Origin of the sequence: Brevundimonas sp. Leaf363 (assembly GCF_001424025.1) — a bacterium.
In the GTDB taxonomy this organism is placed as follows: Bacteria; Pseudomonadota; Alphaproteobacteria; order Caulobacterales; family Caulobacteraceae; genus Brevundimonas.
This window is the reverse complement of the sequence record NZ_LMPZ01000002.1, coordinates 975,960-991,747: the sequence shown is the minus strand read 5'-3', so window position 1 is coordinate 991,747 and position 15,788 is coordinate 975,960. Positions and strand designations below refer to the sequence as shown.

Sequence of the window (15,788 nt, the reverse complement as noted above, 5' to 3'; positions counted from 1 at the left end):
GGTGTCGCGAGGTTCGAACGCGGGCCTTAAGGCGGCGGCCGGCGGCGCGGAGACGATCCCTCACCCGCGCCGCCGCCGCTTGCATCACAGCCGCAGGACCACGGTCTCGACGATGGGACGGCGCGACCAGATGTTCTGGCTGGCCTTCTTCAGGGTGCGGCTGACGGCCTGTTCGATGACCATCTCGTCCTCCAGGGCCTCGCCCTTCAGGCTGCGGACGGCCTTCTCGGCGCGCTCGGCCAAGTCGTCGAGGATGTCGCCGAGCGGCGTATGATCGTCGCCGGGCAGGCCGATGCCGCGCACGTCGATGTCGCTGACGATCTTGCCACGCTTGTCGAGGACGAAGCTGACGATCAGCACGCCGTTCGAGGCTGCATAGCGCCGCTCGCGCAGGGCCTCGCCGCCCTCCTCGACCAGGATGCCGCCGTCGACGAACAGACGGCCGGACGGCACCTCGTCGATGATCATCGCCGGACCGGGGGCCAGGCGGACGACATCGCCGTTGCGCGGCGTGACGGTCTCGGAGACGCCCGTCTCCTTCGCCAACAGCGCGTGCTCGGCGATGTGGCGACGCATGCCGTGCGTCGGCACCGCGATCCTGGGACGGGCCCAGGCGTACATCTGGCGCAGTTCGTCCCGGCACGGGTGGCCGGAGACGTGGATGCCGGGATGGTCCTTCTCGGTGTAGATCCGCACGCCGCGTTCGCTCAGCGTGTCCTGCAGGGCGCCGATCGACAGCTCGTTGCCGGGAATGACCCGCGACGAGAAGATGCAGTGGTCGCCTCGCCCCAGCTTGATGAAGGGGTGGTCGCCTTGGGCCACGCGCGACAGGGCCGCGCGCGCCTCGCCCTGGCTGCCGGTGCACAGGTACAGGATCTCGTCTGCGGGCCAGACGCGGGCCTCTTCCTCGCTGAGGAAAGGCTTCACGTCCGACAGCATGCCCACCGACTTGGCGGCTGCGGTGATGCGGTGCATCGATCGGCCGGCGAGCGCCACGCGGCGCCCGTTGGCCTCGGCGGCGCGGATCACACTGTCCATGCGCGCCACATTGGAGGCGAAGCAGCCGACCGCGATCCGACCATGCAGGGTGGAGATCAGCGTGTTCAGCTCGACCTTCACATCGCCTTCGGACCCGGCCACGCCTTCGGTGAAGACGTTGGTGCTGTCGCAGACCATCGCCAGCACGCCGTCGTCGCCCAGGCGGCTGATGGCGTCGCCGTCGGTCGGCCGGCCGATGATGGGTTGGTCGTCCAGCTTCCAGTCGCCGGTGTGCAGAACGGTGCCCAGCGGGGTCTTGATGGCAAGCCCGTTCGGCTCGGCGATCGAGTGGGCCATGGTGACGAAGGTCACGTCGAACGGGCCCAGGTGCACGGTCGAGTTCAGCGGCGATTCATGCAGTGTGACCTTGTCCATGATGCCGCCCTCGCGCAGCTTCTCGCGGATCAGAAAGGCCGTGAACGGCGTGGCGTACAGCGGCGCCTTGATGCGCGACCACAGCCACGACAGGCCGCCGATGTGGTCCTCGTGCGCGTGGGTCAGCACGATGCCGAGGATGGTTTCGCCTTCCAGCGCCGTGGGGTCCGGGACGATGATGTCCACGCCCGGCGTGGTCAGGTCGCCGAAGGTGACCCCCACGTCGACGATGATCCATTTGCGGTCGTGCGCCGGGCCGAAGCCGTAGGCGTTCAGGTTCATGCCGATCTCGTTCGACCCGCCCAGCGGCAGGAAGACGAACTCGTCCGATGTCGATTTGGTCATTCAGTCTTTCAGTGATGCGTTGCGGCGCCAGATTTCCAGCAGGCCGCGGATGGTCAGGTCCGGATCGAACCGGTCGATGGATGGGGTGGCGCCCTCGAACAGTGAGGCGACGCCGCCGGTGCCGATGACGGTCATGGGCTTGCCCCACTCCGCCTTGATGCGTGCGACCAGGCCCTCGATCAGGCCGATGTAGCCCCAGAACACCCCGGCCTGCATGGCCTCCACGGTGTCCTTGCCGATCACCCGGTCGGGTTTCTGGATGGCGATGCGAGGCAGCTTCGCCGCCGCCTCGTGAAGCGCCTGAAGGCTGAGGTTGATGCCCGGGGCGATCAGACCGCCCTCGAACGCGCCATCCGCCGCCACGATGTCGAAGGTGGTGGCGGTGCCGCTGTCGATCAAGATCAGGTCGCCGGGATACATCAGGTGCGCGCCCACGGCGTTGACCAGACGATCCGCCCCCGCCTCGGCCGGCTTGGCGATCCGCACCTCGATGCCCAGATCGACGTTCTCGCCGATCACCAGCGGCTCGACGTTCATGTAGCGCCGCGACAGGTTGCGCAGGTTGAAGATCGACTGCGGCACGACGCTGGAGATGATGCAGCCCGAAAGGTCGCTGAACGACAGCCGGTTCATGTGCAGCAACTGGCTCAGCCAGACCGCGTATTCGTCGGCCGTGCGGCTACTGGCGGTCGCGGTGCGCCACTGGGCGATCCAGCTGTCGCCGTCGTGGACCGCGAACAGCGTGTTGGTGTTGCCCTGTTCGATGGCCAGCAGCATCAGGCGGCCTCCCCGAAGAACACGTCGCCGGCGGCGATGACGCGCAAGCCGCCGTCCGGCAGCCGCAGACGCAGCGCCCCGTCCGCCTCCACGCCCTCGGCCACGCCCTCGACCGTCTCATGGCACAAGCGGGCGACGCAGGGGCCGTCCAGCCGGGTGCGACGACGCCAGGCGTCCAGCACGGGCGTGAAGCCCAGGGTGTCCCAGCGGTCCATCCAGATGGCGAAAGCCTTGGCCAGAACCTCGGCCGCCAAGGCCGGATCGGGCTGCGCGATGGCGTCGCCGGACAGATGCTCGACCAAGGCGGTCGCGGGTCGCTCGACGTTGGTCGGGGCATGGGCCAGGTTGACGCCGATGCCGACGGCGACCCACAGGCCGCCCCGCTCGGCCGGGCCGGACTCGACCAGAACGCCGGACGTCTTCTGGCCGGCCAGCATCACGTCATTGGGCCACTTGATCGTCACCAGTGACGGCGGCGCATAGCGGTCCAGCAGGTCGGCGACGGCCAGGGCGGCGACGAAGGTCACCTGCGCCGCCTCGGCCGCCGGGCGGTCGGTATGCATCAGCAGGGTCGTGAACAGATTGCCGCTGTCGCTGGCCCACTCCCGGCCGCGACGCCCGCGTCCGGCCGTCTGCTGGCGGGCGGCGATCCATAGCGGACCGGTCTCGCCCGCCTCGGCGCGGCGGCGGGCCTCGGCATTGGTGGAATCGAGGACGTCGAGGACCAGGACGGGCGCGGCGGCCGCCACCCCTCTTCAGCCCCCGAAGCCGGAGGCCGCGGCCCGGGCGGCCGGCTCGATGAACGGCAACGCCGCGATCACCAGCGGGAAGGAGAAGGCGGCCGACAGCCATCCGATGCTCTTGGCCTCGAACGGCGCCGGGTCGGTCTTCTGCTCGCTTTGCGGCTCATCGAACCACATCAGCTTGATGATGCGCAGATAGTAGAAGGCGGCCACGACCGAGGCGACCAGACCCAGGGCGGCCGGGATCCACAGGCCCGCGTTCGCGGCGGCACCGAAGACGTAATACTTGGCCCAGAAGCCCGACAGCGGCGGCATGCCCAGCACCGACAGCGACAGGATGGTCAGGGCGATGGCCGTCACCGGCCGGTCCTTCTTCAGCCCCGCCAGATCACCGATGTTGCGGATCGGACGGCCGCTGCGCGACAGGGACAGCAGGATGGCGAAGAAGCCGAACTGGTCGATGACGTACAGGGTCATGAAGATCAGCATGGCCTGCAGGCCCGCGTCCGTGCCCGCCGTGATGCCCAGGAAGGCGTAGCCGATGTTGGCGATCGACGAATAGGCGAGCAGGCGCTGCAGGTCCTTTTGCGCCAGCCCGCCGAAGGCGCCGACCGCGAAGGAGATGAGCGAGATGATCACCGTCACCTGCGCCCACTGGTCGTGCGAACCGGCGAAGGCGCCGTCCAGCACGCGGGCCGTCAGCACCATGGCCGCGACCTTGGGGGCCGTGGCGAACAGGGCCACGACCGGCGTCGGCGCGCCCTCGTAGACGTCCGGCGTCCACATGTGGAACGGCGCGGCCGACACCTTGAACGCCAGGCCGCAGATCAGGAAGACCAGGCCGAACAGCAGGCCCACGCCCGGGTTGGACGCGGCGTAGGCGGCGATGTCCTCGTAACGCATCGAGCCGGAGAAGCCGTAGATCAGGCTGGCGCCGTACAGCAGCAGGCCCGACGACAGGGCGCCCAGCACGAAGTACTTCAGGCCCGCCTCGGACGCCTTCAGGTCGTCGCGGTGGAAGGCGGCCAGCACATAGAGCGCGAGCGAGTGAAGCTCGATCCCGACGTACAGCGAGATCAGGTCGCCCGACGACGCCATCATGGCCATCCCGACCGAGGCCAGAACGATCAGGATCGGGTATTCGAACCGCGCGATCTTGTTCCGGTGCATCCAGCCGTCGCCCAGGATGATGGCGATGGCGGCGGCCAGATAGATCAGCACCTTGGCGTAGACGCTCAAGCTGTCGGCCACGAAGGCGCCGTTGAAGGCGACGCCCAGCGGGCCGGTGGCGCTGAGCACCGCGCCGGCGACCAGCAGGGCGACCGACAGGCCGGAGATCAGGCGCGCCGACTTCTCGCCCATGAAGGCGCCGAGCATCAGCAGGACCAGGGCGCCGACCGCGAGGGTCAGCTCCGAGGCGGGCAGGTGGAGGACGGGGATCAGGTCAGGCATCACGGTCTCACCCGCCGATCGCGGCGCGATAGGCGCTGGTCAGAACTTCGACCGAGGCGCTGGTATAGTGGAAGACGGCGTTCGGATAGACGCCCAGCCACAGCGTGCCGACGATCAAAGGCACGAAGATCAGCAGCTCGCGCTTGTCGATGTCTGCGATCGCCGCCAGCGCGGGGTTCTTGATCTCGCCGAACATGACGTTGCGGTAGAGCGTCAGGGCGTAGACCGCCGAGAAGATGACGCCCGAGGCCGCAAACAGGGCCGTCCAGGTCGAGACCTGATAGACGCCCGTCATCGTCAGGATCTCGCCGATGAAGCCACTGGTGCCCGGCAGGCCGACGTTGGCCATGGTGAACATCAGGAAGATGGCGGCGTACCACGGCATCCGGCTGGTCAGGCCGCCGTAGAAGGCGATCTCGCGGGTGTGCATCCGGTCGTAGACGACGCCGACGCACAGGAAGAGCGCGCCCGAGATCAGGCCGTGGCTCAGCATCTGGAAAATGGCGCCGTCGACGCCCTGCTGGTTGCCGGCGAAGATGCCCATGGTCACGAAGCCCATGTGGGCCACCGACGAATAGGCGATCAGCTTCTTGATGTCGGTCTGACGGAAAGCGACCAGCGAGGTGTAGACCACGGCGATGGCCGACAGGGTGAAGACCAGCGGCGCGAACGTCTGCGACGCATTCGGGAACATCGGCAGGTTGAACAGCAGGAAGCCGTAGCCGCCCAGCTTCAGCAGGATGCCGGCCAGGATGACCGAGCCCGCCGTCGGCGCCTGAACGTGCGCGTCGGGCAGCCAGGTGTGCACCGGCCACATCGGCATCTTCACCGCGAAGGAGGCGAAGAAGGCCAGCCACAGCACCGGCTGCACCGCCGGCGAGAAAGCAAACTGTTTCAGCTCCGGGATGCTGGTGGTGCCGGCCGTATTGGCCATCCACAGCATGGCCAGCAGCATCAGGACGGATCCCAAGAGGGTGTAGAGGAAGAACTTGTACGCCGCGTAGATCCGGTTCTGACCGCCCCACACCCCGATGATGATGAACATCGGCACCAGCGTGCCTTCGAAGAAGATGTAGAACAGGAACAGGTCCAGCGACGTGAAGACGCCGATGACCAGCGTTTCCAGCACCAGGAAGGCGATCATGTAGTCGACGACGCGCGTCTCGACCGACTTCCAGCTGGCCAGGATGCAGATCGGCATCAGGAAGGCGGTCAGCAGCACGAACAGGATCGAGATCCCGTCGACGCCGAGGTGATAGCTGGCGCCCGCGAACCACGGGACCATCTCCACGAACTGATAGCCGGTATTGCTCGCGTCGAAGCTGGTGACCAGTGCGACCGAGGCGGCCAGGGTGACCAGGGTCGTGCCCAGCGCGATCCAGCGCGCGGCGGGAGCGGCGGCGTCGCCCGATTTCTGCGTGAAGCGCGCGGCCAGAATGGCCAGGGCGCCGAGCAGGGGCAGGAAGGTGACGGTGCTCAGGATGAAGGGCACGATCAGGCTCCCCAGGCCAGAATGGCGAAGGTCAGCAGACCCGCGACGCCCAGCAGCATGACGAAGGCGTAGTGATAGACGTAGCCGGACTGGATCTTGGACAGTCGCGCGGCCGACTTCAGCGACGCCCAGGCGGCGCCGTTGGGGCCCAGACCGTCGATGATCTTCACGTCACCGACCTTCCAGAAGATATCGCCCACGGCCTTGGCGCCCCGCACGAAGATGAAGTCGTAGACCTCGTCGACCCACCACTTGTTGTAGAGGAAGCGGTAGATCAGCCCGCCCCGTTCGGCCATGCGGCGGCCCATCCCCTCGCGCAGGATGTAGATCCAGACGGCGAAGGCGGCGCCGATCAGCGTCAGGACCAGCGGCGACCACTTCACCCAGGTGGGAACGTCGTGGCTCTCGTGCAGGACGTGGTTGTGCGGGCCGGTGAAGATGGCGCCGCGCCAGAACTCGCCCTCGTGGTGACCGATGAAGTGCGGGGCGAAGACGACGCCCGCCAGAACCGCACCGACCGACAGGAGGATCAGCGGAACCAGCATCACCCACGGGCTCTCGTGAGGCTTTAGCGGGCCGTGGTGAGCGTGATCGTCGTGCGCGTGATCGCCATTGGCGTGGTCGTCAGCGATCGGCTCGGAGTGGGTCTCGATCTGGGCGTGGGAGGCGTGGTCATCGTGTGCGTCATGGGCGTGATCGTCCGCATGCGCATCCTTCCACGCCGGCTTGTTGTGGAAGGTCATGAACACCAGACGCCACGAGTAGTAGGACGTCAGGCCGGCGGCCAGGATGCCGATGAAGAAGGCGAACAGGCCCACCGCGCTGTGACCGCTGGAGGCCGCCGCATAGGCGCTCTCGATGATGGAGTCCTTCGAGTAGAAGCCGGCGAAGCCGCCCACGCCCGGGATGCCCAGGCCGGTGATGGCGATCGTGCCGATGGTCATCACCGCATAGGTGACCGGCAGCAGCTTCCACAGGCCGCCCATCTTCCGCATGTCCTGCTCGTGGTGCATGCCGTGGATCACCGAGCCGGCGCCCAGGAACAGCAGGGCCTTGAAGAAGGCGTGGGTAAACAGGTGGAACATGGCCGCCTGATAGGCGCCGACGCCCGCCGCGAAGAACATGTAGCCAAGCTGCGAACAGGTCGAATAGGCGATGACCCGCTTGATGTCGTTCTGCGCCAGACCGACCGTGGCCGCGAACAGGGCCGTGATGGCGCCGATGATGGCGATGATCTGGCTGGCGCCCGGCGCGTATTCGTAGATCGGGCTGAGCAGGCAGACCATGTAGACGCCGGCCGTCACCATGGTGGCGGCATGGATCAGGGCCGACACCGGGGTCGGGCCCTCCATCGCGTCCGGCAGCCAGGTGTGCAGGAAGAACTGGGCCGACTTGCCCATGGCGCCGATGAACAGCAGGAAGCCCGCCAGGTCGAGCGCCGACCAGTCGCGCCCGATGAAGTTCCAGGTCTCGCCGGCATAGGTCGAGATCTGCGGGAACAGCTCGGCGAAGTTGATCGTGCCGAACATCCAGAAGATCGTCATGATCCCGAGCGCGAAGCCGAAATCACCGACGCGGTTGACGACGAAGGCCTTGATGGCGGCAGCGCTGGCGGTCGGCTTCTTGTACCAGAATCCGATCAGCAGATAGGACGCCAGGCCCACGCCTTCCCAGCCGAAGAACAGCTGCATGAAGTCGGCTGCCGTCACCAACGCCAGCATGGCGAAGGTGAAGAGCGACAGATAGGCGAAGAAGCGCGGCCTCGAGTCGTCCTCGGCCATATAGCCCCAGCTATACAGGTGCACGAGCGACGAGACCGACGTCACCACGATCAGCATGACGGCCGACATGGCGTCAATGCGGATCGACCACGCCGATTTGAAGTCGCCGACGTTGATGAACGGCATGAGCTCGACCGTGAACGGCTCCAGGTGGAACCAGGTCCAGTTGATGAAGATCGTCCAGGCGACGGCGCACGAGAAGAACAGCAGGCCCGTGGTTACGGCCTGGGACGGGATGTTCCCGATCCGACGACCGCTCAGGCCGACGATGGCGGCGCCGAGCAGCGGGGCGAAGACGCCCAGGGTGACGAGGAGCTCGAGGTTCACTGTCGGATCAGCCCTTCATCACCGAGGCGTCGTCAACCGCGATGTCGCCGCGGTTGCGGAAGAAGGTCACCAGGATCGCCAGGCCGACCGCGGCCTCGGCCGCCGCGACCGTCAGCACGAACATCGCCATGATCTGCCCCGACACGTCGTTGAGGTAGGTCGAGAAAGCGACGAAATTGATATTCACGGCCAGCAGGATCAGCTCGATCGACATCAGGATGATGATGACGTTCTTGCGGTTCACGAAGATGCCGAACACGCCGATGGTGAACAGCATGGCGGCGACCGCCAGATAGTGCTGCAGCGTCACGACCATCAGACAAGCTCCTCGGGATCGATGCCCTGGCCGGTGGCCGCGCCCTTGATCTCCACCGCCGCCTTGCGGTCGCGGTTGACCTGGTCGCCGGGGTTCTGGCGCTTCACGTTCGGCTTGTGGCGAAGCGTCAGGGTGATGGCGCCGATCATGGCGATCAACAGCACGATACCGGCCGCCTGGAAGAAGTAGACGTAGTCCGTATAGAGCACGCGGCCGATGGCCTCGACATTGGTGACGTCCGGCCCGGGCCGGCCCGGCGCGTCGGCCATCCGGGCGGCGCCGCCCTGGACCACCGAGATCGACACCATGATCATTTCGGCCAACAGGATGCCCGCGATGATGCCGCCCAGCGGCAGATAGCGCGCATAGCCTTCGCGCAGCCGCAGGAAGTCGACGTCCAGCATCATGACGACGAACAGAAACAGCACCGCGACGGCGCCGACGTAGACGACCACCAGCAGCATCGCCAGGAATTCGGCGCCCAGCAGCACGAACAGCCCGGCCGACGAGAAGAAGGCCAGGATCAGATACAGAACCGAGTGCACGGGGTTGCGCGCGGTGACGACCAGCAAGCCGGACACCACGGCCACAGCCGCCATCAGATAAAAGGCCAGTCCTTGCAGCATGTCGGGCCTTTCGGCTCCTTCATTGGTGGCTGCCGGCTCCTGTCGGAATCGGCCGCCGGTTAAGCGATACGCGCCTTAGCGATACGGCGCGTCGAGTTCCAGATTCTTCGCGATCTGCCGTTCCCAGCGGTCGCCGTTTTCGAGCAGCCGCTCCTTGTTGAACAGGAGTTCTTCACGCGTCTCGACGGTGAACTCCGAGTTCGGGCCTTCCACGATGGCGTCCACCGGGCAGGCCTCCTGGCACAGGCCGCAGTAGATGCATTTCACCATGTCGATGTCGTAGCGGGTCGTGCGGCGGCTCCCATCGGCGCGCGGTTCGGCCTCGATGGTGATGGCCTGGGCCGGGCAGATGGCCTCGCACAGCTTGCAGGCGATGCAGCGTTCCTCGCCGTTCGCATAGCGGCGCAGCGCATGCTCGCCTCGGAAACGCGGCGACTGCGGATTGCGCTCGAACGGATAGTTCACCGTCGCCTTCGGCTTGAGCATGTATTTGATGGACAGGCCGATGGCGCCGATGACGTCCAGCATCATCGCGCCCTTGGTGGCTTGAACGATACGGGTGAACATCACTCAGAATCCTTGGCAGGCAAGGCGGCCGGAGCCGCCTGTTGGTCGCGCCAATCGCGCTCGATGCGCTGCTGGCGTTGCTCCCACTGGTAGCCGGACGTCGGCATGGCTTCATACGGCGCGCAGGCGCCGGCCAGAAGGCCCAGGCCGAGAATAAGAGCGGGGACGCGCATCACGCCCCCACCGCGAAGACGCGCCAGGCCGACACGACGACCACGGCCACCAGCGACGTCGGCAGGAATATCTTCCAGCCCAGGCGCATCAGCTGATCATACCGATAGCGGGGCACAAATGCCTTCACCATGGCGATCATGGCGAACCAGAAGACGATCTTGGTGGCGAATACCAGCAGGTAGAACAGGTCACGCAAAACGGAGGGCCAGCCGTCCAGCCCGATCAGGTCGGTGTCGAAGCCGGGGTTCCAGCCGCCGAAGAACAGCAGGCTGATCATGGCGCACATGAAGACGATGTTGGCGTACTCGCCGATCATGAACAGCAGATACGGGGTCGAGGAGTATTCGACCTGATAACCGGCCACCAGTTCCGACTCGGCCTCGGGCAGATCGAACGGCGGGCGGTTGGTCTCGGCCAGGGCCGAGATGAAGAATATGATCGACATCGGGAACATGATGACCAGCAGAGGCCACGTCCCCGCCCCGCCGCCGAAGCCGTACCAGTTCCAGAACCAGCCCTGCTGGCCCTGGACGATGGCCGTCAGGTTCATGGTGCCGGCCAGCAGGATCACGTTGATGATGATCAGGCCCAGCGAGACTTCGTACGACACCATCTGCGCCGCCGACCTCAGCGAGCCCAGGAACGGGTACTTCGAGTTCGAAGCCCAGCCGCCCATGATGATGCCGTAGACGCCCAGCGAGCTGATCGCGAAGATGTAGAGGATGCCGACGTTCAGGTCGGAAATCACCCAGCCCGGCGCGAACGGGATCACCGCCCAGGCCAGGAAGGCCAGGATGAAGGTGATCAGCGGCGCCAGGATGAACACCACCTTGTCGGCGCCGGCCGGGATGACGATTTCCTTCAGTACGAACTTGAAGAAGTCCGCGAACGACTGAAGCAGGCCGAAGGGGCCGACCACGTTGGGACCTTTGCGCATCTGCACGCCCGCCCAGATCTTGCGGTCGGCCAGCAGCAGGAAGGCCAGCGAGATCAGGATCCCGACCGTGACGGCCAGGATCTGCAGCACGGTAACGACGGTCCAGCCGACGGGGGTGGTCCAGAAGGATTCGGTCATGGACTACTCCGCTGCCAGGGCCGCGGGCTGAACCCGCAGGGCCGACAGCTCGGCCATGGTGGCGCTGGCGCGCGCGATGGGATTTGACAGGTAGGGGTCGCGGACCGCCGAGACGAATACGGAGTCGCCCAGGTCGCCCTTTTCGCCCAGGCTAGACGGGTCGAAGGCGGCCGGCGCGGCCAGGTAGTCGATCCGGCCGAAGGTCGGGTGGTCAGCCATCAGCTTGTCGCGCAGCTGGCTCAGGGTGTCGTACGGCAGGGTCTGGCCGACCAGGCCCGACAGGGCGCGGACGATGGCCCAGTCTTCCTTGGCCTGGCCCTTGGGGAAGACGGCGCGTTCCGCCATCTGGACCCGACCCTCGGTGTTCACATACAGACCCGGCTTCTCGGTATAGGCCGCGCCCGGCAGGATGACGTCGGCGCCGTGCGCGCCCCGATCGCCGTGGCTGCCTAGATAGACGCGGAAGGCGTCCGAGCCGGTCGGATCGACCTCGTCGGCGCCCAGCAGCAACAGCACGTCCAGCGCGCCGGGCTTCAGCATGCCCGCGACGTCGAGGCCGCCCTCGCCGGGCACGAAGCCCATGTCCAGACCGCCCACGCGCGACGCGGCGCCCTGCAGGACGTTGAAGCCGTTCCAGCCGTCAGCGATGACGCCGACCTTCTTGGCCAGCGCACCCAGGGCGTTCAGCACCTGCGCGCCATTGTCGCCCGACAGGGCGCCCGAGCCCACGATGATGGCCGGGCGTTCGGCGGCGGCCAGCATGTCGCTCGCCGCCTTGGGCAGCTTGGACAGCGTCTTGGCGCCCGCGCCCAGGTGCGAATACGGATAGGTTAGGTCGACCGCCTCGCCGATCACCGCGACCTGCATCTTGCCCTTCAGCCAGGCCTTGCGCAGGCGTGCGTTCAGCAGCGGGGCCTCGGCGCGCGGATTGACGCCGACCAGCAGCACGGCGTCGGCGTTCTCGATACCTTGCAGGCTCGAGTTGAACAGCCAGCTCTCGCGCGGGCCATAGCCCAGCGCCGCGCCGTCCTGGCGGCAGTCGGTGTTGGCCGAACCCAGCGCCCGGAACAGGTCCAGCGTCGCCTTCATGGATTCGGCGTCCTGCAGGTCGCCGGCGATGGCGCCGATGCGGTCGGCCGGGGCCGCCTTGATCTTCGCCGCCACGGCGCCCAGCGCCTCGTCCCACGATGCGGGACGCAGCTTGCCGTTCTCGCGCACCCACGGCTTGTCCAGGCGGCGCGCCAGCAGGCCATCGACCGCATAGCGGCTCTTGTCCGACAGCCACTCCTCGTTGATGCCCTCGTTCACGCGCGGCAGCACGCGCATGACCTCGGCGCCGCGCGCGTCGACGCGGATGTTCGAGCCCAGGGCGTCCATGACGTCGATGGTCTCGGTCTTCTTAAGCTCCCAGGGGCGGTAGTGGTACTGCCACGGGCGGTGGGTCAGGGCGCCCACGGGGCACAGGTCGTTGACGTTGCCCGACAGCTCCGAGTCGATGTTCTTTTCCAGATAGGTCGTGATCTCAGCGTCCTCGCCGCGCGAGATCATGCCGATGTCCGAAACGCCCGCCACCTCGGTGATGAACCTCACGCAGCGCGTGCACTGGATGCAGCGCGTCATGAAGGTCTTGATGGTCGGACCCATGTTCTTTTCTTCGACCGCGCGCTTGTTCTCGGCATAGCGAGAGCCGTCGCGGCCGTAGCCCATGGACTGGTCCTGCAGGTCGCATTCGCCGCCCTGGTCGCAGATCGGGCAGTCCAGCGGGTGGTTGATGAGCAGGAACTCCATCACCCCTTCGCGGGCCTTCTTCACCATCGGCGTATCGGTGAAGATCTCCTGGCCGTCGGCGGCCGGCAGGGCGCACGACGCCTGCGGCTTCGGCGGTCCGGGCTTCACCTCGACCAGGCACATCCGGCAGTTGCCGGCGATCGACAGCCGCTCGTGATAGCAGAAGCGCGGAATCTCTTCCCCGGCGCGTTCGGCGACCTGGAGCACGGTCATGCCGGGCTCGAACTCGGTCGGGACGCCATTGACCTTGGCGACGGGCATCAGCGGGCCTCTTGTTCAGCAGGAACAGTCACTTCGGACCGTTCGTTCGCGCCATCGGGCTGGGTCTGGGTGACGATCACCCGGTCCCCGTCCAGCGCATAGCGGACGACCGGGTCGCCCGACTGGTTCATCCATCGCACCTGGCTCGCGTCCGGCAGGTCCAGCGGCTTCCAGGTGATCAGGTCGCTATCCACGCGGCATTCCGCGCGCATCCGTCCGCCGTCGACCGGCGCGCGCCAGCTGGCGCTGACGACCTGGCCGGTGACGCCGGAAATCTCGATCATCGACACGTCCTGGCCATGGATCGCGGCCAGACCGGCGCGGCACACGCGGCGCAGATCGGCGGCGTTCAGCACGGCCGGCGCAGCGGGCGCGGCGTCGGTCACCGCCGGGGCGGCCGCGACCGTCTCGACCGGCGTCGGCGCGGGCTCGGCCGCCGGCTTGCAAGCCATCAGGGCGACGGGCGCGAAGGCCAGGATCAGGGACAGGCTCATGCGCACGGCCCCGCTCCTGTGACGCAGGGCGTGATGATCGACAGCCAGCGCTGATACCCCTGCCCCGTCAGGTGCAGGTCGTCCATCGTCACCGTCGGGTCCAGCCGGTCTATGTCCAAAAACGGCGTATACAGGTCGATGTAGGTCGCGCCCTTCTCGGCCGCGATCTGCTGGATCATGGCGTTCAGCGCCGTGACCCGTTCACGATACTCCGGCTGACGCGGCATCACGCCCTGCAGATAGATTTGTGTGCCGGGTAGTTGCGCCTGCCAAAGATCGACGATGGCGGCGATGCCAGCCGCAGTCTCTTCCGGCGTCTTGCCCCAATTGCCGAAATCATTGGTGCCGATCAGCAGGAGTATCTTGGCCGGCTTGGTAGCGATGATCTGCTGCGAGCGGGCCAGCACACCCCACGTCGTATCGCCACTGATACCCCAGTTACGCACGTTGGCGTTCGGGAAGGCTTCGGCCCATCGGAAGCCGTTGGTGATGCTGTCGCCGACAAAGGCCACGCCGCCCGGCGTCGACGGCAGGATCGACATCTGCGTCACCTGTTCGATCCAGTTGTTATTCATCCAGCCGGCAGGCTGGAAGTTTTCCGGCTGAGGCACCCCCACGCTGGCCGAGGTCGGACGTTGCGATGCACGCCACTCATCAACCGCTTCGTTTGCAGCGGCCGCAGCTTCCGACGCAGCCGCATCAGCTACCGCCGCCGCAGAAGGCATTGACTGGGTGGCGCACGCCCCCAGCAGGGCCGCGGCAGCGGTGATGACGGTCAGCGATCGAACCACGGCGTTCATCCCCTACTCCGCCGCGATGGCGTGGCCGGCGAAGTTCGCGCGGCGTGAGCGGTAGGAGGCGATGCGGTCCTCGATCTCGTGACGGAAGTGCCGGATCAGGCCCTGCACGGGCCAGGCGGCCGCGTCGCCCAGAGCACAGATGGTGTGACCTTCGACCTGACCGGCGACGTCGAGCAGCAGGTCGATCTCGGTCGGATCGGCCTCGCCGATGGCCATCCGCTCCAGCACCCGCCACATCCAGCCCGTGCCTTCACGGCACGGCGTGCACTGGCCGCAGCTCTCGTGCTTGTAGAAGTAGCTGATGCGCGCGATCGCCTTCACCAGGTCGGTCGACTGATCCATCACGATCACCGCCGCCGTGCCCAGACCCGAACGCATCTCACGCAGGCTGTCGAAGTCCATCAGGGCCGTCTCGGCCATGTCGCGCGTGATCAGCGGAACGGAGACCCCGCCCGGGATCACGGCCTTCAGATTGTCCCAGCCGCCCCGGATGCCGCCGCAGTGCTCTTCCAGCAGCTGCTTCATCGGGATGCTCATGGCCTCCTCGATGTTGCACGGCTTGTTCACATGGCCCGAGATCGACATCAGCTTGGTGCCGGTGTTGTTCGGACGGCCGAAGCCCGCGAACCAGTCGGCGCCGCGACGCAGGATGGTGCCGACCACGGCGATGGATTCGACGTTGTTCACCGTGGTCGGGCAGCCGTAGAGGCCCGCGCCGGCCGGGAACGGCGGCTTCAGGCGAGGCTGGCCCTTCTTGCCTTCCAGGCTCTCGAGCAGGGCGGTCTCTTCGCCGCAGATGTAAGCGCCGGCGCCGTGGTGGATGTAGACGTCGAAGTCCCAACCGTGGGCGTTGTTCTTGCCGATCAGCTTGGCCTCATAGGCCTGCTTGACCGCCGCCTCCATGCGCTCGCGCTCGAGCACATATTCGCCGCGCAGATAGATGTAACAGGCGTGCGCCTGCATCGCGAAGCTGGCGATCAGGCAGCCTTCGATCAGCAGGTGCGGATCGTGGCGCATGATCTCCCGGTCCTTGCAGGTGCCGGGTTCGGATTCGTCCGCGTTGACCACCAGATAGTGCGGGCGACCGTCCTTCACCTCCTTGGGCATGAAGGACCACTTCAGACCCGTGGAGAAGCCGGCGCCGCCACGTCCGCGCAAGCCCGAGTTCTTGGTGTTGGTGATGATCCAGTCGCGGCCTAGGTCCAGGATGTCCTTGGTCGCGTTCCAGCAGCCGCGGTTCTTCGCGCCCTCCAGGCCCCAGTCGTGCAGGCCGTAGAGGTTGGTGAAGATACGGTCCTTGTCCTGCAGAACGCCGGTCATGCGCCCACCTCCGCTACGGCGGCGACGCGCGACGCCG

General features: G+C 66.6%; 15 protein-coding genes. All 15 read right to left on the bottom strand.

What is annotated here, in order from left to right:
- Positions 1-84: 84 nt before the first annotated feature.
- The 15 genes from ASG17_RS07945 to nuoF all read right to left on the bottom strand — a co-directional run bounded on the left by ASG17_RS07945 (position 85) and on the right by nuoF (position 15,751).
- Complete coding sequence (locus ASG17_RS07945) at positions 85-1,758, bottom strand: ribonuclease J (RefSeq protein WP_056101513.1); 1,674 nt, start codon at positions 1,756-1,758, stop codon at positions 85-87.
- Positions 1,759-2,538, bottom strand: a complete 780-nt coding sequence (locus tag ASG17_RS07940; protein WP_056101511.1) for a type III pantothenate kinase — start codon at positions 2,536-2,538, stop codon at positions 1,759-1,761.
- Complete coding sequence (locus ASG17_RS07935) at positions 2,535-3,284, bottom strand: biotin--[acetyl-CoA-carboxylase] ligase (RefSeq protein ID WP_056101508.1); 750 nt, start codon at positions 3,282-3,284, stop codon at positions 2,535-2,537. The genes ASG17_RS07940 and ASG17_RS07935 overlap by 4 nt, the downstream gene beginning before the upstream one ends.
- A gap of 6 nt (positions 3,285-3,290) precedes the next feature.
- A complete protein-coding gene (gene nuoN / locus ASG17_RS07930) occupies positions 3,291-4,730 on the bottom strand; it encodes an NADH-quinone oxidoreductase subunit NuoN (RefSeq protein ID WP_056101507.1) in 1,440 nt (479 codons plus the stop codon).
- A 7-nt stretch (positions 4,731-4,737) separates the two neighbouring features.
- Positions 4,738-6,222: an NADH-quinone oxidoreductase subunit M gene (locus ASG17_RS07925; RefSeq protein ID WP_056101504.1), complete on the bottom strand. Its 1,485-nt coding sequence runs from the start codon at positions 6,220-6,222 to the stop codon at positions 4,738-4,740.
- 2 nt (positions 6,223-6,224) lie between these two features.
- Positions 6,225-8,330: an NADH-quinone oxidoreductase subunit L gene (nuoL, locus tag ASG17_RS07920; protein WP_056101501.1), complete on the bottom strand. Its 2,106-nt coding sequence runs from the start codon at positions 8,328-8,330 to the stop codon at positions 6,225-6,227.
- A gap of 7 nt (positions 8,331-8,337) precedes the next feature.
- The gene (gene nuoK, locus ASG17_RS07915; RefSeq protein WP_056101497.1) at positions 8,338-8,646 is read right to left on the bottom strand and encodes an NADH-quinone oxidoreductase subunit NuoK; all 309 of its coding nucleotides are present in this window, start codon (positions 8,644-8,646) and stop codon (positions 8,338-8,340) included.
- Complete coding sequence (locus tag ASG17_RS07910; protein ID WP_056101494.1) at positions 8,646-9,272, bottom strand: NADH-quinone oxidoreductase subunit J; 627 nt, start codon at positions 9,270-9,272, stop codon at positions 8,646-8,648. The genes nuoK and ASG17_RS07910 overlap by 1 nt, the downstream gene beginning before the upstream one ends.
- Before the next feature lie 75 nt (positions 9,273-9,347).
- Positions 9,348-9,839 (bottom strand): NADH-quinone oxidoreductase subunit NuoI, encoded by a 492-nt coding sequence (gene nuoI, locus ASG17_RS07905; protein WP_056101492.1) that lies wholly within the window; start codon positions 9,837-9,839, stop codon positions 9,348-9,350.
- On the bottom strand, positions 9,839-10,012 hold the full coding sequence (locus ASG17_RS15470) for a hypothetical protein (RefSeq protein ID WP_156367774.1): 174 nt from the start codon (positions 10,010-10,012) through the stop codon (positions 9,839-9,841). The genes nuoI and ASG17_RS15470 overlap by 1 nt, the downstream gene beginning before the upstream one ends.
- Complete coding sequence (nuoH, locus tag ASG17_RS07900; RefSeq protein ID WP_056101489.1) at positions 10,012-11,088, bottom strand: NADH-quinone oxidoreductase subunit NuoH; 1,077 nt, start codon at positions 11,086-11,088, stop codon at positions 10,012-10,014. The genes ASG17_RS15470 and nuoH overlap by 1 nt, the downstream gene beginning before the upstream one ends.
- A 3-nt stretch (positions 11,089-11,091) precedes the next feature.
- On the bottom strand, positions 11,092-13,137 hold the full coding sequence (gene nuoG / locus ASG17_RS07895; protein WP_056101486.1) for an NADH-quinone oxidoreductase subunit NuoG: 2,046 nt from the start codon (positions 13,135-13,137) through the stop codon (positions 11,092-11,094).
- Positions 13,137-13,631 (bottom strand): hypothetical protein, encoded by a 495-nt coding sequence (locus ASG17_RS07890; RefSeq protein WP_056101483.1) that lies wholly within the window; start codon positions 13,629-13,631, stop codon positions 13,137-13,139. Before ASG17_RS07890 ends, nuoG begins: the two co-directional genes overlap by 1 nt.
- Positions 13,628-14,431 (bottom strand): GDSL-type esterase/lipase family protein, encoded by an 804-nt coding sequence (locus tag ASG17_RS07885; protein WP_082496154.1) that lies wholly within the window; start codon positions 14,429-14,431, stop codon positions 13,628-13,630. The genes ASG17_RS07890 and ASG17_RS07885 overlap by 4 nt, the downstream gene beginning before the upstream one ends.
- A 3-nt stretch (positions 14,432-14,434) precedes the next feature.
- The gene (nuoF, locus tag ASG17_RS07880; protein WP_056101478.1) at positions 14,435-15,751 is read right to left on the bottom strand and encodes an NADH-quinone oxidoreductase subunit NuoF; all 1,317 of its coding nucleotides are present in this window, start codon (positions 15,749-15,751) and stop codon (positions 14,435-14,437) included.
- Between the last annotated feature and the right edge of the window lie 37 nt (positions 15,752-15,788).

What these genes read in the sequence shown, in the direction of transcription:
- ASG17_RS07945 (WP_056101513.1), bottom strand. Translation starts at nt 1,758, where the DNA reads ATGACCAAATCGACATCGGACGAGTTCGTCTTCCTGCCGCTGGGCGGG.
- nuoN (WP_056101507.1), bottom strand. Translation starts at nt 4,730, where the DNA reads ATGCCTGACCTGATCCCCGTCCTCCACCTGCCCGCCTCGGAGCTGACC.
- nuoK (WP_056101497.1), bottom strand. Translation starts at nt 8,646, where the DNA reads ATGGTCGTGACGCTGCAGCACTATCTGGCGGTCGCCGCCATGCTGTTC.
- ASG17_RS07910 (WP_056101494.1), bottom strand. Translation starts at nt 9,272, where the DNA reads ATGCTGCAAGGACTGGCCTTTTATCTGATGGCGGCTGTGGCCGTGGTG.
- nuoI (WP_056101492.1), bottom strand. Translation starts at nt 9,839, where the DNA reads ATGTTCACCCGTATCGTTCAAGCCACCAAGGGCGCGATGATGCTGGAC.
- ASG17_RS15470 (WP_156367774.1), bottom strand. Translation starts at nt 10,012, where the DNA reads ATGCGCGTCCCCGCTCTTATTCTCGGCCTGGGCCTTCTGGCCGGCGCC.
- nuoH (WP_056101489.1), bottom strand. Translation starts at nt 11,088, where the DNA reads ATGACCGAATCCTTCTGGACCACCCCCGTCGGCTGGACCGTCGTTACC.
- nuoG (WP_056101486.1), bottom strand. Translation starts at nt 13,137, where the DNA reads ATGCCCGTCGCCAAGGTCAATGGCGTCCCGACCGAGTTCGAGCCCGGC.
- ASG17_RS07890 (WP_056101483.1), bottom strand. Translation starts at nt 13,631, where the DNA reads ATGAGCCTGTCCCTGATCCTGGCCTTCGCGCCCGTCGCCCTGATGGCT.
- ASG17_RS07885 (WP_082496154.1), bottom strand. Translation starts at nt 14,431, where the DNA reads ATGAACGCCGTGGTTCGATCGCTGACCGTCATCACCGCTGCCGCGGCC.
- nuoF (WP_056101478.1), bottom strand. Translation starts at nt 15,751, where the DNA reads ATGACCGGCGTTCTGCAGGACAAGGACCGTATCTTCACCAACCTCTAC.